Annotated in this window: 15 protein-coding genes; 9 read left to right on the top strand and 6 right to left on the bottom strand. The window is 62.0% G+C overall.

The features are described 5' to 3' along the window. Positions 1 to 62: 62 nt before the first annotated feature. Together EQZ23_RS06735 and EQZ23_RS06730 are read right to left on the bottom strand one after the other, a co-directional pair. Positions 63 to 1,079: a DMT family transporter gene (locus EQZ23_RS06735; RefSeq protein WP_206364198.1), complete on the bottom strand. Its 1,017-nt coding sequence runs from the start codon at positions 1,077 to 1,079 to the stop codon at positions 63 to 65. A 33-nt stretch (positions 1,080 to 1,112) separates the two neighbouring features. Beyond that, the gene (locus EQZ23_RS06730; RefSeq protein WP_240663386.1) at positions 1,113 to 3,053 is read right to left on the bottom strand and encodes a beta-lactamase family protein; all 1,941 of its coding nucleotides are present in this window, start codon (positions 3,051 to 3,053) and stop codon (positions 1,113 to 1,115) included. A 344-nt stretch (positions 3,054 to 3,397) separates the two neighbouring features. Between EQZ23_RS06730 and EQZ23_RS06725 the strand changes: the two genes are divergently transcribed. From EQZ23_RS06725 to EQZ23_RS19770, 5 genes are all read left to right on the top strand, one after another. Further along, positions 3,398 to 6,211 (top strand): TonB-dependent receptor, encoded by a 2,814-nt coding sequence (locus EQZ23_RS06725; RefSeq protein ID WP_164913401.1) that lies wholly within the window; start codon positions 3,398 to 3,400, stop codon positions 6,209 to 6,211. 120 nt (positions 6,212 to 6,331) lie between these two features. Continuing rightward, positions 6,332 to 7,195: a phenylalanine 4-monooxygenase gene (phhA, locus tag EQZ23_RS06720; RefSeq protein WP_128453715.1), complete on the top strand. Its 864-nt coding sequence runs from the start codon at positions 6,332 to 6,334 to the stop codon at positions 7,193 to 7,195. A gap of 2 nt (positions 7,196 to 7,197) precedes the next feature. Next, positions 7,198 to 8,451, top strand: a complete 1,254-nt coding sequence (locus EQZ23_RS06715; RefSeq protein WP_276318459.1) for an aromatic amino acid transaminase — start codon at positions 7,198 to 7,200, stop codon at positions 8,449 to 8,451. A gap of 22 nt (positions 8,452 to 8,473) precedes the next feature. Further along, complete coding sequence (locus EQZ23_RS06710; RefSeq protein WP_240663385.1) at positions 8,474 to 9,604, top strand: membrane dipeptidase; 1,131 nt, start codon at positions 8,474 to 8,476, stop codon at positions 9,602 to 9,604. Positions 9,605 to 9,876: 272 nt separating this feature from the next. Continuing rightward, positions 9,877 to 10,035: a hypothetical protein gene (locus EQZ23_RS19770; protein WP_164913400.1), complete on the top strand. Its 159-nt coding sequence runs from the start codon at positions 9,877 to 9,879 to the stop codon at positions 10,033 to 10,035. Between the two features lie 186 nt (positions 10,036 to 10,221). Here EQZ23_RS19770 and EQZ23_RS06705 read toward each other — a convergent pair whose 3' ends face one another. The 4 genes from EQZ23_RS06705 to EQZ23_RS06690 form a co-directional block, all read right to left on the bottom strand. Next, positions 10,222 to 11,151 carry an ornithine cyclodeaminase family protein gene (locus EQZ23_RS06705; protein WP_276318458.1) on the bottom strand — a complete coding sequence of 310 codons (930 nt, stop codon included), beginning with the start codon at positions 11,149 to 11,151 and terminating at the stop codon, positions 10,222 to 10,224. A gap of 236 nt (positions 11,152 to 11,387) precedes the next feature. After that, positions 11,388 to 11,732 carry a RidA family protein gene (locus EQZ23_RS06700; RefSeq protein ID WP_128453714.1) on the bottom strand — a complete coding sequence of 115 codons (345 nt, stop codon included), beginning with the start codon at positions 11,730 to 11,732 and terminating at the stop codon, positions 11,388 to 11,390. Positions 11,733 to 11,792: 60 nt separating this feature from the next. Then, positions 11,793 to 13,004, bottom strand: coding sequence for an aminotransferase class I/II-fold pyridoxal phosphate-dependent enzyme (locus EQZ23_RS06695; RefSeq protein WP_128454657.1), 1,212 nt, complete (start codon positions 13,002 to 13,004; stop codon positions 11,793 to 11,795). After that, complete coding sequence (locus tag EQZ23_RS06690; protein ID WP_128453713.1) at positions 13,001 to 14,122, bottom strand: hypothetical protein; 1,122 nt, start codon at positions 14,120 to 14,122, stop codon at positions 13,001 to 13,003. Before EQZ23_RS06690 ends, EQZ23_RS06695 begins: the two co-directional genes overlap by 4 nt. A 182-nt stretch (positions 14,123 to 14,304) precedes the next feature. On the opposite strand from EQZ23_RS06690, the gene EQZ23_RS06685 reads away from it, so the two are divergent. From EQZ23_RS06685 to EQZ23_RS06670, 4 genes are all read left to right on the top strand, one after another. Beyond that, complete coding sequence (locus EQZ23_RS06685; protein WP_128453712.1) at positions 14,305 to 17,736, top strand: indolepyruvate ferredoxin oxidoreductase family protein; 3,432 nt, start codon at positions 14,305 to 14,307, stop codon at positions 17,734 to 17,736. Beyond that, positions 17,733 to 18,842, top strand: a complete 1,110-nt coding sequence (locus EQZ23_RS06680; RefSeq protein WP_128453711.1) for an FAD-binding oxidoreductase — start codon at positions 17,733 to 17,735, stop codon at positions 18,840 to 18,842. The genes EQZ23_RS06685 and EQZ23_RS06680 overlap by 4 nt, the downstream gene beginning before the upstream one ends. 502 nt (positions 18,843 to 19,344) lie before the next feature. Then, the gene (locus EQZ23_RS06675; protein ID WP_128453710.1) at positions 19,345 to 19,737 is read left to right on the top strand and encodes a response regulator; all 393 of its coding nucleotides are present in this window, start codon (positions 19,345 to 19,347) and stop codon (positions 19,735 to 19,737) included. 982 nt (positions 19,738 to 20,719) lie between these two features. After that, complete coding sequence (locus EQZ23_RS06670; RefSeq protein WP_128453709.1) at positions 20,720 to 22,144, top strand: GGDEF domain-containing protein; 1,425 nt, start codon at positions 20,720 to 20,722, stop codon at positions 22,142 to 22,144. Positions 22,145 to 22,327: the final 183 nt, after the last annotated feature.

The raw sequence follows: 22,327 nt of genomic DNA, 5'->3' as shown, positions 1-22,327 counted from the left end.
CGACACCACGAGCACCGACCGTTTGTGCGGACGGCGCTTCGCGGTCCGTTTGGTGCAGTCGATCACGCCGAGCCTCCGGTGTGATCGGCAGACCGCTCTCGAAGCGTGACCCAGCCATGTAGGCGCGCCATGGGGGCGGTGCGCAGAACATCGCGCGCGCCCACGAGCAGAATGCCCGCCAGCACCAAGACCGCGCCTGCTACGAACCGCGGATCAAGGCGTTCTCCGAGAGCCAGGATCCCGAACGCGACGCCGAAGATCGGAGTCATCAGCGAGAGGATGCTCAACCGCGACGCAAGGTAGACCTTAAGCAGCGCGAACCAGGCTAGGAAGCTGAGGGTCGATACGATCACGATCTGGTAGACGAGACTGAATGCGAGCGTCCAGCTTGGCGTCATGCCTGTCTGGTCCGTGAGAACGGATGCGGTCAGAAGAACGATGGCAGCACCTGCGAGCTGGTAGAACAGCGTGACGGTCGCTGGCGCGTTCGACAGGCGCGAAAAGCGTATGGATATCGTCGTGGCGCCATAGGACGCTCCCGCGGCGATGCCCATCAGATCGCCCAACCAACCGAACTGGCCGTCATTCGCCGCGCCACGACCGAGGAATGAGACGACGACGCCGACGAAGGCCAGACCGACGCCCATCCACTGGACGACGGTCAGGCGCTCCTCGTGCGATCGGAAGTGCAGTCCCAAGGCGGCGAAGATCGGAGCGGTGTAGAGGAAGATCGACATGTGCGAAGCGCTGGTGAAGCGAAGCCCTTCGGCGACGAGAAGGAACTCGAGCGCAAACAGCAGGCCCACCAACGTTCCGGGTTTCCAGGTTCCCGATCGAAGTGCCCCGGTCTCGCGGCGGATCACGACGAGCGCACCGACAGCCACCGCCGCCACCGCCGAACGGATCGCGATCTGATAAACCGGCGCCATGAAGGGCACCGCGCCTTTGACGGCGACCTGCTGAAGCCCCCAGACCGCGCTGAGCAGAACCATGGCGCCGGTCGCTCTGGCATCCAGGGACCTGCGATGGTTCAGGCTGAACTCATCCACTGATGTCGTGTTCGGATTGCCGACTGTCACTTCGTCGCCCTCGTCTACGTCGCTGTCGGACGATCAGTAATGAACGGTCATGTCGACGAGCCCGAAGGTGGTCGCGACATAAGCCACCATTCCCACCGCCAGCACGATCACGACCGCTGCGGCCTTGTCAGGCCAGCTGCGACGCTGACGGAATGCGAAGAGGAGATTAGAGACGGCCAGCGCTGCGAGCACCGCGAAGACGATCGCGCCGACGACCTGGACGAGCCAGAGGGCGGTGTCGGATATGTTCATCGGATCTGACAGGATCAGCATCCATGACACCATGACGCCGAGCGCCAACCCGGCTGTCGCCCGTATGCCGTGGTACGTGGCGCGAGCCCGCCCCGTAAGCGGCAAAGACGCCTTGTAACGTCGCCGCACGAGCGCTGCGGCGGGCCATTGCAGAAGGGTGAGCAGCAGGACGCTGAGCGCGGCATAGAAGGCGGGCAGCACCCAGGTCGCGGAGGCTTTGGCGGGAACGCGATCGAAGACCATGAACGGCGAGAAGAAGTCGCTGCTCCAGCGAACGATCCTCCCGTTCTCGACCTTGGCCGAAAGCCGCTCATGACCGTACTTCTCCCGCCACAGGAACGGCGAGACCTCGACCCAAGTCCTGGGGGCACCGCCCGGCGTTCGCAGTACGTTGACGACCAGTTCGCCACGCGCGTTCGTCGAAACGGTGATCTGACCCAGCACACCGACCATCCGCATCACGCCGGCTTCGCTGCGGCGACTGCTCCGCCACTGACCGACCATCATTCGTGCGTGCTCGGCTGCGGTCTTCGCATCGACGCCCTGGAGTTCCTCCGGACGGAGGCTCGGAAAATATCGATTGGCGAAATCTTCGAACAGTCCGAGCCTCAATGGGGTCGAAGCGCCGTTCCGGCCCGTGCTGTTCATGGCGATGTAGAGGCCGACGCCCTCGTTCATGAAGAGATGAACCGCCCCGTGGAACAATGCCGTGTCGCCCAGATGCCCAATGATCTGGCGACCGTTCATGTTCGTTTCGAAGAACCCGAGCTCCATCCGGTTCACGTGGGGAAGGATCGTGGTGGGCGTGTCATGCATAGTGCGCGCGGTGTCCGCGCGCATGAGTCCCGCACCGCCATTCAGGTGGGCGATCATGAAACGTCCCATGTCCGCGCCGCTCAGCGAAAGGCTGCCCGCCGGTGCCGCGGAGGCGTACTCGAACTTGCCGGGTTCTTCGGACGCCCGCGGATAGCCCGTCGCCATCAGCGCATTCAGAGATGCGGGAACGGGTTGCCTGAACGTCGAATGCCGCATGTCGAGCGGCTGGAAGATCCGTTGCTCGACATAGCGATCGAACGGAACCCCCGACACGCGCTGAACGATGTAGCCCGCAAGCGCAGCCGCATAGTTCGAGTACGCAGGGGTCGTGCCCGGCGCATAGATCCGGCGCGGCGTCCAGGATTTAAGATAGCGTTCGATGGAGGTCAGGCGCGACTTGTCGGAGGTGATGAGGTCCTTGTTACGCTCCTCGAATCCTGCAGTATGCGTCATGATTTGACGCATCGTGATCGGACGACCCTCGAAGAGCGGGATCTTGAAGTCCAGATAGGTATTGATGTCGGCGTCGAGATCGATGCGGCCCGCTTCGACCTGCTGCATGACCGCGGTCCAAGTGAACAGCTTTCCAACCGATCCCGATCGGAACAACGTTCGGTCGGGGTCGACGAGCGTGCGAGATTTGAGGTCCGCCAAGCCGAAACCACGTTGGGTCAGGACGGCTCCGTCCTTAACGATAACGACCACGGCTCCCGCGATGTCGCCCGTTCGCAGCGCGTACGGCATGAAACCCTCAAGCCAAGCATCTGCGTCCAGTTTGGTGAGATCGTGTGCAAGTAAGGGCCGGGCCGTGGCCAGTGGTGATGCCGGCGCCCGGTCTGAGCGTAAGGCCGGAAGCTGTGCCGCGGCTATATCGCCCGTCAAGGCAGCCAGCATCGCCCAGGCCAAAATTATACCGCGTCTCACCAAAACGTCTCCCCCTAATGCTACCCCTGCGTGCAGCGGACCGATTCCTCGCCATTCGGCCCTATCGCCGAGGCGAACCGAACTATTTTCTCAATCGGAAAATTCTCTCACACTCGCGACGAATCATATGGCGTAACTCTTAAGGTCCGGAACCTAACGATCAGTCATTTATGCGCTAGCCAATCGCAAGAATCCACCACTATGTTTTCTAAATTAACAATCTTCTTGCCATTTCTGAAAACTGCGGCAACATTTCCGTACGGGGGTGCCCAAAGGGATCCGGCGGCATTCGGCAAACTAGGGGGTAAGCAATGAACACGTCTTCGATGACAATGCTTTGTCGGCTGGCATCCGGTGCGAGTCTGATCGCGGCGACGCTGGGATATCTGTCGAGCACCTCGGCGATGGCCCAGTCTGCAACGTCATTCGACCCGCAAGTCGCGCAGGAGTTGCGTCCGGACGAGCAGGGGGCAGGCGAGATCATCGTGACGGGATCGCGCATCGAACGCAACGGTTTCGATCAACCCACCCCGACGACGGTCATCGGTGCGACGGAGCTGCGCGAGGGCGCTCGCACCAACGTTCAGCAGGTCCTGAACGACCTGCCCCAGTTCCGACCGACGGTCGTACCGCAGAATTCCAACGGGAACGTCAGCAACAGCGGCGCGGCGCCCGCCGACCTTCGGGGTCTGGGTCCGCTGCGCACCCTGACGCTGCTCAACGGCCGCCGTTTCATCGGCGACAACAATCTAAACGTAGTGCCGTTCAACCTCGTGAGCCGGATCGACGTCGTTACGGGCGGTGCATCGGCGGCCTATGGGTCGGGCGCCGTCGCCGGCGTCGTCAACATCGTTCTGAACGACAAGCTGGATGGTCTGTCTCTGGGGGGGCAGAGCAGTATCTCCTCACGGGGAGACGGCCGCCGTTATGGCTTCGACGGCACCTTCGGAACGTCGTTTGCAGATGGCAGGGGCCACTTCATAGCGGGTGTCGAATATGTCGACGACCAAGGCATTGGACCTGACGGTCGCACCTCGCGGCCCTTCCTGGGAGCTGGGATCGTACGGATCAATCCGGCTCCGGGCGCGCTCGACCAGCGCACGCAGATCGTGCCGAACGTGAATTTTGGCAACACCGCGATTCCCGGGTTGATTACCAGCGGGGTGCTCGCGGGGCAGGTCTTCAACTCCGATGGTACCTTGCGGCCGTTCCGCGGCGGCACGCAGATCCTCGCCAATCCGGCAGCCCGCTTCCAGGGTCAGATGATCGGAGGCGAGGACGGAACCAGTCAGACCGACAACGTCTATCTGTCGACCCCGTTCGAGCGGATCACATCCTATGCGCGCGCGAGCTTCGATGTCGGCAATGCGACCATATGGGCCGATGGCTCCTATGGTCGCGTGAAGTCGAACTACCCGTTCCTCTACGATCCGACGATCCCGCCGATCAACGTCTCCGTGAACAACGGATTCCTGCCCGGCGCGGTTCGCAACCAGCTGCTTGCGGCCGGGCAGTCGAACTTCACTCTCGGCCGCTATTTCGTCGACGCCTACACCATCGGACTGCAATCGAAGCGACAGACGTACGAAGGAGCGATCGGCATCGACGGCAGTGTCGGCGCGTTCAAGTATCGTGCTCACTACAGCCACGGCGAGACGATCCGGGACGAGGCGCTCCAGAACATGCGCCTCGCGTCGCAGTATGCCAACGCGCTCAACTCCGTCCTGATCGGTGGAACGCCGGTCTGCGCAATTAACGCAGACGCCTCAACGGCAAACGACGATGCGGCATGCGCTCCGATAAACCCCTTCGGCTATAGCAACCTCTCGGCAGCGGCGAAGGCCTACACCACCGGGACGCAGTTCCGGCATTCGCGCAATCAGCTCGATGCCGCCGCCGTTCAGGTCCAAGGCGATCTCTTCATTCTGCCGGCCGGTCCCGCAACGGCGGTGATCGGCGGCGAGTATCGCAAGGAGCGACAGGACCAGAGCGTTTCGTCGACACCGCAGCTCAACCAGTTCGCCGTCCCTGTCTTCGGCTTCGGCCTGAATGGGGGCTTCAACGTCAAGGAGGCGTTCGGTGAGATCGCGCTTCCGATCATCGACGCCTCCGACCTGCTCAAGGTCGATCTGAACGGAGCTGGACGCTATTCCGACTACAGCAACACGGGCGGCATCTGGTCATGGAAGGCAGGCGCGACCGTGCGGCTGTTCAACGATCTGCTGATCCGCGGCGTTCGATCGCGCGATATTCGATCGCCATCGATCGACCCCGAACTCTTCACGCCTCAGTCGATCAACATCCTCAATCTCAGTCAGGACTTCCAGGCTGCGCAATACGCTGGAACGCCCGGCTACAACCCTAATCCGTCGATCACGACCTTCACGGGCGGCAATCCCCAACTGCGTCCCGAGGTCGCGAAGACATTCACCGTCGGCGGTACCTATTCGCCCAGCTTTGCAAAGGGCTTGGCGCTATCGATCGACTACTACGACATCAAACTGGCAGATGCGATCGGAACACTGAACGCGTCGCAGCTCACGCAGGCATGCAGTCTTGGCAACAGCGCCGCATGCGGCAGCGTCGTTCGCGATGCTACGGGAACCGTGACGACGGCGTTCATCAACTTCCGGAACCTCGCATCGCTGCTGGTGAGGGGTTATGACATTGAAGCGTCCTACGTGGTGCCGCTGTCTCAACTTGGGAGCAGCCTTCCGGGCACGTTGCGCATTCGCGGCCTGGCGAATTATACCCTTCGCAACATCACGAACAACGGCCTCGTGTCGGTTGACAGCGCCCCGAATGCCGTGCGCTGGCGTGGTCGGATCAGCATCTCCTACCAGAACGACAACTTCGGCATCGACACCCGCGTCCGATATCTGTCGGGCGGGCCGATCGACACGCAGCGGGACGTGGTCACCAATCCGACGACGGGTGTGACGAGCGGCGTGATCAACAACAGGCTGGGCTCCTACGCCTATTTCGATCTTGGCGTTCAGTTCCGGGTGGCCGATCGTTTCACCCTGTTCGGCAACGTCAACAATTTGTTCAACCGTACTGCGCCTTTGGAGACACTGCAGTCCGGGACTTACGATCAGATTGGAACCTACTTCACTGCAGGCGCGCGCGTGAAGTTCTGAACGCATCAAGCGGTACCTCTAGAGATGCGGGGGCGCCGAAGACGACGCGGAGCCTTTGCCTCCGCGTCGCTTCAGGCGCCCCCTCTCGATGACGAAACACAGGTCAGGAAGAACAAGAGAATGTCAGACGCCAATCTCATCCCCCCCCAAGCAGCAGCGGCTGACTGGACGATCCCCCAGGAGTGGTCATCCTACACGGCGGAAGAGCATGCCATATGGGACCAGCTGTTCGATCGACAGGTGCGGATGCTGCCCGGCCGAGCGACGCCCGAATTCATTGACGGGCTCGACATGTTGCGCATGACGCGGCCTGGCATCCCGAACTTCGACGAGCTGTCCGAGCGGCTGATGAAGGCGACCGGATGGCAGATCGTCGCTGTTCCGGGTCTGGTGCCTGACGAGGTGTTCTTCGACCATCTCGCCAATCGGCGCTTCGTCGCGGGTAACTTCATTCGTCGCCCGGACCAGCTCGACTATCTTCAGGAACCCGACATCTTCCATGACGTGTTCGGCCACGTTCCTCTTCTGACCGATCCTGTGTTCGCTGATTACATGCAGGCCTATGGTCGAGGCGGTCAGAGAGCCGCTGCCTTGGGCGCGATCCAGCGTCTGTCACGCCTCTACTGGTACACGGTCGAGTTCGGGCTCGTTCGCTCGGGTGACTCGCTCAAACTGTATGGCGCCGGCATCGTCTCATCCTATACCGAGTCGGTCTTCGCGCTTGAGGATCCCTCCCCCCACCGGCTGGCATTCGATCTTCAGCGCGTGATGCGTTCCGAATATCGCGTCGACGATTTCCAACAGAACTATTTCGTCATCGACAGCTTCGAGGATCTTCTCGACCAGACGCTCAACACGGACTTCGCGCCGCTCTACGCCGAGGCGACGAAGGAGCCGTCCATTCCGGTTGGAACCTTACTGTCGAGCGACGAGGTCGTTACGCGCGGCACGCAGGCCTATGCCTCCGGCAGAATGGCGGCCTGACCGTGATCCCGCACCAACCTTCCCGACTGTTCGCCACTCTGGACCGGCAGTCCCCGGACGCTTTGCTGTCCGTGATCGCGATGCACCGCGCGGATACGCGCGGCTTCAAGATCGATCTCGGCGTTGGCGTCTATCGGAACGAGCAGGGCGTGACTCCGATCATGAGCGCCGTGAAGACCGCGGAAACCCAACTGCTCGCCGAGCAACGGAGCAAAGGCTATCTCGGCTCGGAGGGCGACCAGCGCTTCACCGACCTGTTGGCTGGCGTAGCGTTCGGATGGCCCCTTTCCGGCGACCCGCGCATCACCGGTGTACAGACTCCGGGCGGCACGGGCGCCCTCCGGCTGGCGGCCGCCCTTCTCGCACGCAGCCATCGGCCGCCGGTCGTATGGACGGGTGCACCCACCTGGCCGAACCATGCGCCGATCTTCGAGGCGGCGGGACTGACGGTACGCACCCTGCCCTTCTTCGATCAGAGACGTGCCGACCTCGATTTCGACGCGTTCTATTCAGCGCTCTCTGAAGTAGCACCTGGGGACGTGGTTCTTCTTCATGGATGCTGCCACAATCCCACCGGCGCCGCCTTTTCGACGGCACAATGGCGTGAACTCGTCGAGCTCTTCGAAAGGCACGGTCTCGTACCGCTGATCGACCTCGCCTATCAGGGACTGGGTACGGGACTGGAGGAGGATGCGGCGGGAACGCGGGCCATGCTCGCCGCCGTCCCCGAGGCGCTGATCGCCTATAGCTGCGATAAGAATTTCGGGCTGTACCGTGATCGTGTCGGCGCCCTCTGGGTGCAGTCGTCCGTCGCGGCCACGACGGATCCGGTACGCGATACGCTGCTGCTGCTCGCGCGAAGTCTGTGGTCCATGCCACCCGACCACGGCGCAGCAGCCGTCCGCATCATTCTGGATGATCCCAAGCTCACTGCCGAGTGGCGTACCGAGCTCGAAGGCATGCGAGGACGCATCGCAGCGTTGCGCGTCGCTCTTGGAACGTCCCACCCTCGACTCGCGCCTATCGCCTTTCAGCAGGGCATGTTCGCGCTGCTGCCGATCGACAGCACCGCGGTTGCGACCTTGCGGCGCGAACATGCCATCTACATGGCGGATTCCGGTCGTATCAACGTTGCCGGCTTGACCGCCGCGACCATCCCCCCCTTTGTGACCGCTCTCGCGCCCTTTCTGGCGTCGATTCCAGAGGCTGGACTCGATCTACGACCTGCGACTTTCTTCGGATCGGCGGCCATTTGACCAAGGTAGAGGAGACCGTGAAGTGACCGAGATTTCACGCAGGACGGCGATGATCGGCGGCGGCGCGATGCTTGCGATGTCCCTTGCCACACGCGGCGATGCTGCCGCGACGGACGCAGGACGACGGTACTCCTCCCGGACCATCGATATCGTGCACGAAAGCATGGTCATAGACATGCTCGGCCCACTGAAGCTGAACCTGAATCCGAAATCCTACTCGACGCGGTTGAGCGCGCGCGATGAAGCCGATTTCCGGGCAAGCGGCATCACCGGCTTCCATCACTCGGCCGGGATCGGCGGACCGGACGCGCACGAGGGAGCGCTGGCCTTCTTCGCGAGCTGGGGAAACTTTGTCGCCCGCAACGGGCATCTGCTCTGTGCGATAGACAAGGCCGCCGATCTTTCGCGGGCCAAGAAGGACGGCAAGTGCGCCGTGATAATGGGCTTGCAGAACAGCGACCACTTCCAGAACCCGTCCGACGTGGAATACTTCTACGGGATCGGGCAACGCGTATCCCAGCTGACCTATAATTCGCAGAACCGGCTCGGTTCGGGATCTACCGACCGCGTCGATGGCGGCGTAAGCGATTTCGGCGTACAGATCATTAGGGAGATGAACAGGGTCGGCATGCTGATCGACGTCTCCCATTGTGGCGACCGAACCACGCTCGACGCGATCGAACTGTCGCCCAAACCGATCGCCATCACCCACAGCAACTGCCGCGCGATCGTCGACCACCCCCGCCTGAAGACTGATGAGGCGATCCGGGCCCTGGCGAAGAAGGGCGGCGTGATGGGCATCACCGGCGTACGCAGCTTCGTCAGCAGCACCGAGCCGACCACCATCCGCAACGTCGCTGATCATGTCGAACATGTGGCAAAGATCACCGGAATCGAGCATGTCGGCATCGGGACCGATTCCGACCTGAACGGCTACGACGACCTACCTGCCGAGATGAACAGGCAGATGCGCGCGGCCTACAAGGACAGCTACCAGCTACGGGACAAGATCGACGTCGATGGCTTCGATCACCCCCGCAAGATTTACGATCTGACCGAGGAATTGTTAAGACGCAAATGGGCGCGGACCGACATCCAGGCTGTGCTCGGCGGTAATTTTCAGCGGCTGCTCGCCGCGACCTGGGGCGGTTGATGTCTCACCGGGGAGCTGATCAATAGGATGACATTAAGTACAAGCTGACCCATCGTCGGGTTGCGATGTGCTGGTCGATGGTCTTATCGTGAACCACAGCGATCCGGCACGCCGATCTCGCCGCTCGCGTCAGCGCAATTACCGCATAGTGAGGGGTGTAGCGCTCGTCTAGGAGCCAGACTGATCCTTCTACCGATGCATTTTGGTCGCGTGCGCTTCGTGTCCCATGAAGGATGAAGCCATGCGGCGTTTCTTTCTGATGGAGACCGCACATGGCAAACCCGACGACCGCGAGTGATGCAATTAAACTCCTCCAGCAGGCGCTCGATATTTTGGATGACCACAGCGAGCATGTCGCTGCGGCTTACACGTCCGAGGCCATCGCTGCACTCGACGGCGCAAATCATCGTGGGAAGCTAGCCGCACCCTGAGATCGCTTTGTGGCGGCTTTGAGGATCAATCGGTCGAAAAAGACCTCCTGTTGGCCGGCGCACGTTCGCACAGCAGACGTCCTGAAACTCACTGATCTGGACTTTTCCACGCCAGTTGGGTCTGCCGCTCTGTCACTCCGGTATGGCTTTTCCTTGATACGCCCAAACCGACATACAGCCCCACGGTCAGCTCCCGTCGCGACACAGCCATGCGGCGCAAGCGAGGTCCTGAACCACGTGGCCAAGCGACTTGTAGAGCGTAACGCTCCGGTCGGAGGTGCGCCCGCGGAGCGTTCCGGCAAACACTTCGCCGATTTCGCCGAGAACATGGTCGTCGTCGATCTGCCCCGCCGCCTTCGCTCGTAGGAATTCGGCGCCTTGGCTCAAGACGCTGTCGCGGTGATCGGCGTAGAAGCATGACCGGGCGACCAGATCTACCGCGATCTCCGCCGGCCCGGCGCGGCTCGAACCGACGGCATTCACGTGAGTGCCCTCCCGGACATCGGCGGCGTACAGAATGGGTTCGACAGCGGCCGATACCGTACAGATGACATCCGCCTCTGCGGTCGCGTCTTGCACCGACGCCGCCGCAACGGCTCCGAACTCGTCGGCGACGGCGCGAGCGCGAGATCCATCCCGGCCCCATATCGTCACCTGCACGAGCGGGCGGACGCTTTGGAGAGCCTCGATATGGCGCCGCGCCTGCTCACCCGTGCCGAGTATGGCAACCCGAACCGCGTCGGCCTTGGCCAAGGCCAGGGTCGCAGCGGCCGAAGCGGCTGCGGTACGGATCGCAGTCAGTTCACCCGCGTCGACCGCAGCCGCCGGTGCGCCGGTCTCGGGATCGAAGATGACGACCAGCCCCTGATGTGCATTTCTGCCGTCTCCCGCGCTGCCGGGAAAGACGCTGACCAACTTGGCACCGAACGGGCCCTTGTCGAGCGATCCGGGCATCACGCCGAACATCCTACCCGCTCCCAGATCGATAATTCCTCGCAGGAGCTGGCGCGTCCGTCCGGCGGACAGTGCGACCATCGCGTCACGCACCAACGTGATCGCCACATCGTAAGTCAGCCTTTCGGAGACCTCCTCTGCCGAAATGATGCGCAACGTCACGCTCGGCTGCTCAGCAGCGGCCCTGGGGCCCCTATCCGAGGTCCAGGCGAAGCGTCGGCGCAAGCGAGCCTTCCGGCACAGGGGACGCGCCCATGATCAGTAGTGATCGACACGATCATCCAACTCGACCTCCCTGCCGACAAACGTTGTCCACGCTCGTAATACGAAGTCGCGCGGATTGCGAGCCGGGCCGGTCACGAGGACGTAGTCAATGATGCGCGGTCACAGACGCTTGGTCACGAGCGGTGTGCGATCACCTCGATCTCGATCTTCGCGGTCGGAAGGGCGAGTTGGCTGAATACCGTGGAGCGTGCCGGCTTATGGTCGCCGAAGAAGTCGGCATAGCGGTCGTTGAATGTCGCAAAATCCGTACCCGGCACCAGCCAGATCGTCGTCTTCACGATGTCGTTCCTCGACAGACCCATCGTTGCCAATAACCCTTCGATGTTGCGCAAGGTCTGCATCGTCTGCTCGCCCAGATCGTCGCTGATGATCTTCCCTGTCTGGTCGAACGGCAATTGTCCCGACAGGTAGAAGAGATCACCGGCCTGGGTGTAAGGTGCGAGGTGCGGCGGCTTCATGGAAGTGTCCTTCGATATGGCGAGGCAGGAGGGTAGTGAGCTCGGATAGTCGCCTGCCGGCTAAGAGGTCCGAGCCGACGTTTCGTGGTCATGGGGCGGCGAAACCAGCGAACGTGCGATGATCGGCAACCAGGCGCCGAGCCGCTCGATCGCGTCGACGACGAGTTCGCTCGAAACGGCGAAGCTCAGCCGGATGAACTGTCGCCCGCCCTGAGGATCGAAGTCTATGCCCGGTGCGACGGCGATGCCCGTGGCTTCCAGCATCCGGCGGCAGAACTCGACGCAGTCGTCGGTAAGGTGCGCCACGCTGATGTAGAGGTAGAAGGCACCGTCCGGCGGTGCCATCATGTCCAGACCCAGTCGCGGCAGTGCGTCGAGAAGAAGTTCCCGATTTCGCCGATAGGTGGCTACGTGCGCCTCGAGTTCACCGGTGCTGTCGAACGCCGCCAAGGCGGCGTGCTGCGCTAGCGAAGGCGGCGAAAGGAACAAGTTACCGATCCTCGCACGAGCTGCCGCGAGATACCTGTCTGGAACGACGAGCCACCCGAGGCGCCACCCGGCCATGCTGAAGTACTTGGAGAAGCTGTTCACGACGAACGCTTCGCGAGTGTAGCGCAACACGGACGTCGCCGGCGCGGCATAGGTGAGGCCGTGATAGATCTCGTCGGAAACGATCGTCGCGTCCCTTGCGGCGCAGCACGCCACAATGGATGCCAGTTCTTCGGGAGAGAGGATGGTACCGGTCGGATTGGCTGGGCTGGCGATGATCGTGCCATCGAAGTCGTCGATGGCATCCAGCGCCGCTGCGGTCAGCTGGAAGCGGGTGTCGGCGCCGCACTCGATCTCCACCGGGTTCATGTGCAAAGCCCTCAGGCTGTTGCGATAGGCGACATAGCCCGGACGGGCGAACGCCACCCGGCTGCCCGGCTCGAAGGCGGTGAGAAGTGCGAGGACGAGTGCGGGTGAGGCACCGCTCGTCAGTAGAATGTTGGCCGGGTCGACTTCTATGCCCTGGGTCTCGCCGTAATGCCGCGCGATCCGATGGCGCAGTGCGGGGCTTTCCCAATACCCCATCCCGTCGGTGTCGAGCACACGGTGTGCCGCTTCGATCGCGCTGCGGGGGGCGCCCGTCGATGGCTGGCCGAACTCCATGTGGATCACGTTCTGGCCGGCGGCCTCGAGCTCATGCGCAAGCCGGCTGATGTCGATGGCGTGGAAAGGGTCGATCAGGACCGGTCGGGAACGCCGACGCTGTGTTTGTGAGGAACTCATGCCGCCGCTACGTGCGTACGGTGGTGTTTCAGGATGCACCACGCGCCGTAGGTGACGAGCGGCAGCGCGTACACGGCGATAAAGGTGTAGGCGAGCCAGGTATAGCCCTGCGCGATCAGCGTCACCAGACCGACACGGTCGGCGACGATCGCGGCGCCGAAGAGCACCGTCAACGTGACGCCCAGGCGTTGGACCACGGTGAACGGCCGATCGAAATGGCGATGATAGACATGGATGATCCGTTCGTTGATCGCATGCGCGCTCCCGACACCGCTCTCCAGCAGTGCGGCAAAGATCATGGCTTGAAAGATCATTCGGAAAGCCGGCGCATCAAGACGCGCGAGTATATAGTCCGAGGGCAGTTCCACGCTTCCGATCGCCGGATAGAACGCCATCATGCATAGGAAGAACACGAGTGCGGGCAGCATGGCGAGCGGCCCGCACAGCGCTCCCGCGATGACCGCGTCCCGTCTTGAGGTCAGGTGCCGGGTCACCGGTAGGATCACGATCGCCCCGATGACGTTGTATGCGGCATAGGTCGTGCCGCCGGCCATCCACCCGCTCGCTGCGGGCGCGTTGGCGAAGGACGACATGATGCGGTCGCCATAGCGAGTGAAGGTGAGGCAGGCGAAGATAAGATAGGTCGCATAGAGGAAGTAGGTGACGTATTTGAACAGCCACTCGACCGCCTTGTTGCCGAAGGCGGCAAATAGCGCGATTCCGAGAACGAGCGCCAGCGAACCCACTACGTGAGGCGCGTCGAACAGCGCACTGCCGATCGACCCTGCGGCAGCGGCGAAGACGGCAAGGATGACGACGAGAGCGAGCAGGAACGCGATCTCGAACAGCAACCATCCCGGACCGAGCAGGTGCTGGAAGAAGGCCCGGTAGTCGAGACTCGCGGTCTGCCGAGCGAAGAGGAAGGTGAGCACGCAGAGCCCACTCCAGATCACGGTTGCGAGCAGAATGCCATAGATCCCTCCCATCGGCCCTGCCGGTACGAAGAACGTCGCGAGCTCGCGTCCTGTCGCATAACCACCGCCGATGACGACCGCCTTGAACGCGAAACCAGGGAGGAAGAACCGATTGAACAGGTGTCGTCGCCGTTGCTCGATCATCACCCCCCCCTTTTCACGAGCCTAGACATTTTTGCGTTTATCGCAAACTAAATGACGAAGCCCCATAACATTACAAGAGAATATTGGACCTTAGGGATCGCGACCAAGCCCTTAGTTTTCTTTTTTAGAAAATTCCCTTTTCAAGTACGTCCTCAGCGTGCATCGTGATCGCGAGAGGGATCATGTCAGATACAGTCCTATTGCAAGCTGATGAAGCATCGCGACCCGGAGACGAGCGCGTCCTGCTGAGCGGGCGCGAAGCTCTTGTTCGCTTTCCTCTGGTCCAGAGCGAACTCGACCAGCGCCGGGGCCTGCACACTGCCGGATACATCAGTGGTTACCGAGGTTCGCCGCTCGGCGGCTACGACGATGCGCTTTGGGCGGCCGCGGCGCGGCTGGGTAAGGCGAACGTGATCTTCCACCCGGGGATCAACGAGGATCTGGCTCTGACGGCGGTCGCGGGAACGCAGCAACTGGCTTTCCTGCCGGACCCGAAATTCGATGGGGTGTTCGGCATATGGTACGGCAAGGGGCCGGGTGTCGACCGTTCGGGAGATGCGATCAAGCATGCCAATCTGCAGGGTGTGGCGCCCAATGGCGGCATCGTCCTTATCTATGGCGACGATCACACTGGCAAGTCCTCGACCACCGCGCACCAGAGCGACCTGACGCTCGCCAGCTGGGGCGTCCCCACGCTGTATCCGAGTTCGGTGTCGGAGATCATGGAAATGTCGCTCGCCGCGATGGCCATGTCTCGATACTCGGGGCTGCTCGTTGGCCTGAAGCTTGTGAATGAAACGGCGGAAGCAACCGAGGCGGTCAGCGCGGCGATCCGCAGCGAGTTCGTCGTGCCTGACCTTCCGCCTGTAGAAGGTGGCGTTCACATCCGCCCCGAGATCCTGGCGACTCAGGTGCAGGACGTTCGGTTGACGCGCCACAAGCTGCCTCGCGCGAGCGCCTTCGCACGATCAAACCGCCTTGATGCCATTACTTTCGGAGCGGGACGTGGCCGCTTGGTGATCGTGACGGCGGGCAAGGCCTATCCTGATGTGCTGGCCGCGCTGAGCATCCTCGGCATCGACGAGACCGTGGCGGTGGACGCCGGCATTGCGGTGTTCAAGGTCGCGATGATCTATCCGCTCGATCCTTCGGCACTGGCCGACGTCTCGGCTGAGGCGGAGGAACTACTGTTCGTCGAGGAGAAGCGACCGCATATGGAGGCACAGGCCGCGACGCTCCTGTACGGATCGGAGCATCGCCCGCGCATCACCGGCAAGACGGATGGCGATGGGCATCCCCTCCTGCCCTCGGACCTCCCGTTGGATCCGACGTCCGTCGCCTTGGCGTTGGCGGCACGGATCGGGGCGGCGTTTCCCGGAATGACCGACGCGATGCCGGGATTCAGGGCCGCACGCGCGGTCGTTGAAGCCCGCAGCGCTCGCGGAAGCGGTCCATTGCCCCTCGCCGTCCGCCGCCCCGCCTTCTGCCCTGGATGCCCGCACAATCTGTCTACGAAGGTCCCAGCAGGCTCTTCTGGCGGCACCGGAATAGGGTGCCACGGCATGGCGAGCTTCCATCCGGAGCGAAACCCCATTCCCATGGGGCACATGGGAGCGGAAGGCGCCAACTGGATCGGCCTCTCCGCCTTTACGGCAACGCCCCACATCTTTCAGAATCTGGGCGATGGAACCTACAATCACTCGGGATCGCTCGCCATTCGTGCAGCTGTGATGACCGGCACGACGATCACGTACAAGATCCTGTTCAACGACGCTGTCGCCATGACCGGCGGACAGGCGGTCGAGGGAGGACTCACCGTCGCGGCGATCGTCGCGCAGGTGCGGGCCGAGGGCGTCGGACGCATCGTCGTGCTGTCCGAGTACCCGGAACGGTTTCGCGATGAACCGCTTCCGGCGGGAACCGAGCTCTACTCACGTGATCAACTTGCCAGAGTCCAGGCGGAGCTACGCGAAGCTTATGGCGTGACCGTGCTGATCTACGATCAGATCTGTGCGGCGGAGAAGCGGCGTCGTCGCAAGATCGGGGTCCTTGCGGATCCCGATCAGCGGACCTTCATCAACGCGCTGGTCTGTGAGGGGTGCGGCGACTGTTCCGCTACGTCGAACTGCCTCGCGATACAGCCGCTGGAAACCGAGGTCGGGCGAAAGCGAGTCATCGACCAGTCGGCCTGCAACAAGGACTTCTCGTGCACGGCGGGCTTCTGCCCGTCCTTCGTCACGATCGAGGGCGCCGTTCTGCGCAAGCAGTCGGACAAGGTCGCCAGCAAGGGGACCACAGCTTCCGGGCCACTTCCCGACCCGATCCTCCCTCCCTTCGGGCGCGGTTTTGATCTCGTCATCGCCGGAATTGGCGGGACCGGCGTGGTGACGGTCGGCGCGCTGATCGGCCGGGCTGCGCGCATCGAAGGATACGACGTTCATCTCTTCGACATGACGGGATTGAGCCAAAAGGGCGGCGCCGTGACCAGCCATGTTCGTATCCGGCCTTGGGGGTCGGCCGTCCCTGCGGCGAAGGTGGGAGCGGGAGAGGCGCAGCTTGTGCTCGCTTCAGACCTCGTTGCGGCGGCGCAACCCGATGTGCTGGCGACCATCGATGCGGGTACGCGGATCGTCGGAAGCGACCAGACGGTGGCGACGGCGGGCTTCCAGCTGGATCGTGATCTCCAGATACCCGAGGAGGCGATCACGGTACGCCTAGCCGCAATGGCGGGGCGTGTGCCTGACCTGATACCTGCTAGCCGACTGGCGTTAGAGACGGTGGGCGATGCCATCGCGGCAAACATGCTGCTGCTCGGCTATGCTTGGCAGCTTGGAACCGTCCCGCTCGCCTTGGAGTCCATTGCCAAGGGGATCGAACGAAGCGGGCGAGCGGCGACTGCCAATCGGGCGGCATTCGATGCTGGACGGCGGGCTGCCGTCGAAGGGGTCATCACCGCGGAATCGGAACCGCAGACGCTGGACGACTTCGTTACCGCGCGCGCCGCTGACCTCGGCAGATACTGGAATGGCGCATATTCCAAGCGTTACGTCGATCTGATCGCCATGGTTCGCGGCCACGCCGAACGCTTCGATCGAGAAAACGATTTAGCTTGGGCGGTCGCGCGCTCCGCCTACAAGTTGATGGCCTACAAGGATGAATACGAGGTCGCGCGCCTGTATTCCGACGGACGCTTCCGAGCCGCTATCGAGGATACCTTCGCGCGGGCTCCGAAGATCCGAGTTCATCTGGCGCCGCCGCTTATGGCCAGAACCGATCCCCGGACTGGTCATCCCCGCAAGATCGCCTTCGGGGGGTGGATCCTGCACCTGTTCGGCATCCTCAGCGCACTGAAGCACCTTCGCGAAGGACCGTTCGACCCCTTCGGTCGCACGAAGGAGCGTCGGCTGGAGCGGACGCTGCGCGATACCTTCGAAGCCGCGATGCGTACCAGCGCCGCGAATCTTACCGCCCAACGTCTCAAGGATGCGATCGCCCTTGCAAAGGCGCCGCTCGACGTGCGCGGCTTCGGACACGTCAAGAACGCTTCTGCGACCGCACTCCTGGACCGTCTCGAGCAGAGCGTTGGTCCCAACACGGCTTCGGTGAGTCAATGAACGAACATTTCGATTATGCGGTCATCGGCGCTGGAATGGCGGGCAGCGCCATTGCCGCGCACCTTGCCGAACAGTCTTCGGTGGTCTTGCTCGAGACCGAGGATCAGCCTGGATATCATGCCACCGGGCGGTCTGCCGCGGTCCTCGCCGATTTCTACGGCAATGCGGTGATCCAAGCCATCACGCGGGCAAGCCGGCCCTTCTTCCTTGCCCCTCCTTCCGGGTTCACCGCCGGTCAGCTCGTCAACCCGAGACTCCTGTTGATGATAGCGGCACCAGGCGATGAGGCGACGCTGCAATCCTTCGTTGCGGCGCTGCCCGAAGGAAGCGGGAACGCGATCAGCGTCGAGCGCGCCATTGAACTTTGCCCGATACTGCGCCGCGATCAACTCGGCAGTGCCGCACTGGTTACGACGATCGCTGACATCGAGGTCCATGAGCTCCAGCAGGGATATCTTCGCCTGTTCCGTTCCAGAGGCGGCGTGATACAGCAGTCGGCGCAGGTCAGCGCGCTGCAACGGATCGGCAACGGCTGGCGTCTCACGACGAGTAACGGCGGGATCGATTGCACCGTCGTCGTCAACGCCGCGGGCGCCTGGGCAGACGAGGTCGGCGCCATGGCGGGAGCGCAACGGATTGGCTTGCAGTCCTATCGGCGAACCGCGTTGCTGATCGACCCGCCCGCTGGTTCGGCCATCGGTGAGTGGCCAGTGCTGTTCGACGTGAACGAAGCGTTCTACCTCAAGCCGGACGCAGGCATGCTCCTGCTGTCGCCGGCAGACGAGGGAATAAGCGATCCGTGCGATGCGCAGCCCGAGGACCTCGACATCGCCATCGCCGTGGACAAGATCGAGCGGACGACCACCCTGGAAGTGAAGCGGATTCCGCACCGTTGGGCTGGCCTCCGCTCCTTCGTCGAGGATCGCTCACCTGTCGTCGGCTATGATGGGCAAGTGCCGGATTTCTTCTGGATGGCAGCGCTCGGCGGCTACGGCATCCAGACTGCACCCGAACTCAGCCGGGTGGCGGCGGCACTGGCGCGCAAAGAGGACGTCACGACCCTTGGCTACGACACTGATGAGCTGTCCCCTATTCGGTTAGGTTAACGATGTGTTGGGGTCTCCGTAGCTGGCCGTCACTGCGGCCATGACCGCGACGGTCACGGATCCAGCGTCCTCCACTGTGGGCACGCCGCCGAAGCCCGGACGCGTTTCTTGGCTAAAGCCGGACGCCTATGCTCCGATCAACGGGAGATGGACTTCGGTACCGAACGCCGTCGCCCACCGGTGTGACGGCTGCGATCTCAGCACCGCGCATACACGCGCATGCCATGAACGGATCCTATCAATCGTCCGAAGTCGCTACATCGTAGCCCAGTCCTGCATCGACAACGAAGCGAGGCAGGCACGTAAAACGGTCGAGCGACAAAACGCAGTCGTTTCAGACGCGCTGACTTTGAAACTGCGAACGCCCGATTCCAGGTCGAGCGGTCAGTATTACGCGGTGAACCTGATCTTGCCGGAATTCGGAGGACGGAAAAATGATGCTCGGTAGGCACTGCGGCATGTCGACCCGTCATCCGCTAGCCCAACTACCGCGCAGACGGCCGTGAAGGTCTTGTTCATCGAGGATGATCCGATGAATCGGCGGGTCGTCAAGGACATGCTCAATGTCGCCGGGGTAACAATGATCGAGGCTGAAAGCGCCGAGCATGGTCTCGATCTGCTGGATCAACGGGACTTCGCGGTTCTACTTATCGACCTGCGGATGCCAGGCATGGACGGCATGACCGCGCTCAGACATATCCGCGCGCGTAGTGACGCAAAGGCGACCGTTCCGATCATCATTGTCACCGCGGATATCGCGCCAGACCTACGAGAACGCTGTTTGGCAGCCGGTGCGGACGACGTGATCTTTAAACCTATCGCGATGGACGAACTGTTTGGTGCGATGGGCACAGTCCTCGCCCGCGACATTGAGAACGGAGGACACATTAGTTAGCAGGTCTGCAGTTGCCTTACCTCAGCCCGTGTGTTGCACGCCCGAATTTCCGCGGCGATCGTCTTGGCCGGCCTGCGCCCGCGAGGTAGCTGCGCCTCTGCCTAGCCTTACATTCCGCATAGCGGTGTATGCCATGCAGGCGAAAAGGTCGTCGATGGATAACGAGTCGGACGCGGAACAGCTGTCCACCACTGCGTAGGGCAGCAGCTTCTTACGGCTGATCAGTATCGCGCCGCAGCGATCCACTACGTTCGGTACGCAACCGTCCCGCTCGTGCGGACTTGACGCGAGCACTGGTCTTGGCGTCCGCCCAAAAGCTTCGAGAGATGATTTTTGCCGAGCAGGCAAGCGGCGATGCAGTAGTTGCGCACCGTACGGACGCCGTGGGCGAGAACCAACCGCCTTTCATCAATCTCTAACGGGTACGCCGCTAGCGCGTCCAGCGGCCCTGAGCTCATGTCCGATCAAGTAAGAAAAGAAACGACGATGCGCGATCAGAATCCCCGAAGCACTCGGCCAGTTCGCCGGTCGGCCGTCCATCGAACATACCAATCCGACGCGTGCAGGTCTGCTGGCGTTCATCCGCGAAGGGCGTCTGTCAGGACTCGGTTGCTAATCCGACGTCACGAGGAACATCGCTGCGATCGACGCGATCATCGAACATCGGCCTGAGGGGCGGGATCGCGGTCTTTACGAAGGCCTGACCCAAAGCGGCCTTCGGGCCGTCCCGCAGGTGGCCGGCTCAAGGGGTCGTTGACATCTTCGAGCTCGTTGGACCGGGGGCGCCGCTGAAGCTGGCGACCCCGCGCGATGCTTCCTAGCGGGATTATTCGGTTCGGGGCTGAGAATCACGAAATCGAAAGCGGCCGGATGGCAGTTAAGTAGATACCGTTAATCGACTAGAATGAGAATCTTAACCCGACAATTTAATCGTATGTTCGCACTCTCCGGGCACTGTTTGGGCTCATGTAACTAGGCACCCATGCGCTTGAAACGTACCGGATCGTACAACCTCATCGCGCTGCTGGGCCTACTCTCAGCCCTGACGTTGCTTGTCTGTGTCGTGGTCATGACAAGGCAGATGGACAACCGTGAAGCGGATCGCGTGCGAAGGCTACTAGCCATTCGCGTTGATGCCGACGTTCAGTCGATGAGGACAAGCCTGGCAGCGTGGGCGAAGGACGACGAAGCGGTGCTCCGGCTGGACAACGCCCGTGACGGAGAATGGGCGGCATCGACATTCCGAAATCCTTCAAGAATGAGTACGAGGATCTATACATTCGATTTCAGCGACCGGATCATTTCCGGGGCGGCGACGCGCCCGGGAACCCGAACGCTGCGTCGGATCGAGTCAGGGCTGCCGAGGCGGATAGGTGCGTTGCGCAACCATTTACCTGCTGAGGGCTTTTCCGGACCGAAGACGCGGGTGGATTTCTTCTGGTCTGACGGCACGCTCTACATCTTTTTAATGGCTCCCTTCTCGCCAGCGTCAAAGGCGGTACGGATGCGACATGCCGCTCCGCCAGTTCTGGCGGCCCTGATCCCGTACAAGGTTTCCCTCCACGCCGACCTCGCAGGTATGGGCCTGGAGGGCGTTGACGTTTCCAACAGGCCTACTAGCGCCGCCGCGCAACCCATCAAGAATGCGCAAGGCCGAACGGTCGCGTGGATCGTTTGGAAAACGGAACGTCCAGGTGCTGATCTGCTCCGCACCATTCTCTGGCCGATGCTGGCGCTCAGCATAGCGTTCATCATCTTGTTGATCTTTGCGTACCGGCGCGCCGCAGATGGACAGCGCGAATTGATCGCGAGCGAGGCGCGTGCAAACTACATCGCATTCCACGACCAATTGACCGACTTGGCTAATCGCCGTTACCTGATCGACGCTCTGGGGCGAGCGACCGAGAAGGCGAGATACGGTGGCTGCGATCTGGCCTTGCTCCTCATCGACCTCGATCGCTTCAAGCTCGTCAACGATACATATGGCCATCAATGCGGTGACGAACTCATTCAGGAGACGGCACGAAGACTCAGGTCAGTATGTCGCGACGCGAACGATTTGTGCGCCCGCCTTGGAGGTGATGAGTTCGTCATCCTCGCCCAAAACTGCGATATCGCCGACGCGAAGCAGATGGCTAGGCATGTGCTGGAAAGCCTGTCGCGCCCCGTGACGCTTTCGGTCGCCACGGTTCAATCGGGCGGCTCGGTCGGGGTTGGCATTTTTCAAGTCTTAAGCGACTCGGAAAGCCTACTCCGCGATGCCGACAAGGCACTTTATTGTGCGAAGGGTAGTGGCCGAAACACTTTCTGCGTGTCGCCCGAAAACGTCGCGCCTCGCGCTGCGGTCGACGCGGATGTTGGCCAAGCCTACCCGCCGCCGGCCGGCTGTAGAACTGTACATCGTTGATCGTCATAGCCGAAGATGTACTCCTGCGGACGAGGCTTCGTGTATTGTTAAGCGCTACGGCCTAATGAGACAGCTTGTTGCCGTAGGCAGCTACCGACCAACATGGCTCGGCACTGTTTCCTCCGGATCCTCACGACAGCCCATCGTCCTCAGCTTTGAAATGGAGTCGATGAGGCAGCGGAA

Origin of the sequence: Sphingomonas sp. UV9, assembly GCF_004101245.1 — a bacterium.
Taxonomy (GTDB): domain Bacteria; phylum Pseudomonadota; class Alphaproteobacteria; order Sphingomonadales; family Sphingomonadaceae; genus Sphingomonas.
Note: the sequence above shows the minus strand (reverse complement) of the source record. Positions and strands in the feature narration are given on the sequence as shown.

Excerpts from the sequence above, each read along its gene's own strand:
- EQZ23_RS06670 (WP_128453709.1), top strand. The coding sequence starts at position 20,720 with ATGCGCTTGAAACGTACCGGATCGTACAACCTCATCGCGCTGCTGGGC.
- EQZ23_RS06680 (WP_128453711.1), top strand. The coding sequence starts at position 17,733 with ATGAACGAACATTTCGATTATGCGGTCATCGGCGCTGGAATGGCGGGC.
- phhA (WP_128453715.1), top strand. The coding sequence starts at position 6,332 with ATGTCAGACGCCAATCTCATCCCCCCCCAAGCAGCAGCGGCTGACTGG.
- EQZ23_RS06695 (WP_128454657.1), bottom strand. The coding sequence starts at position 13,004 with ATGAGTTCCTCACAAACACAGCGTCGGCGTTCCCGACCGGTCCTGATC.
- EQZ23_RS06700 (WP_128453714.1), bottom strand. The coding sequence starts at position 11,732 with ATGAAGCCGCCGCACCTCGCACCTTACACCCAGGCCGGTGATCTCTTC.
- EQZ23_RS06690 (WP_128453713.1), bottom strand. The coding sequence starts at position 14,122 with ATGATCGAGCAACGGCGACGACACCTGTTCAATCGGTTCTTCCTCCCT.
- EQZ23_RS06725 (WP_164913401.1), top strand. The coding sequence starts at position 3,398 with ATGACAATGCTTTGTCGGCTGGCATCCGGTGCGAGTCTGATCGCGGCG.
- EQZ23_RS19770 (WP_164913400.1), top strand. The coding sequence starts at position 9,877 with ATGGCAAACCCGACGACCGCGAGTGATGCAATTAAACTCCTCCAGCAG.
- EQZ23_RS06685 (WP_128453712.1), top strand. The coding sequence starts at position 14,305 with ATGTCAGATACAGTCCTATTGCAAGCTGATGAAGCATCGCGACCCGGA.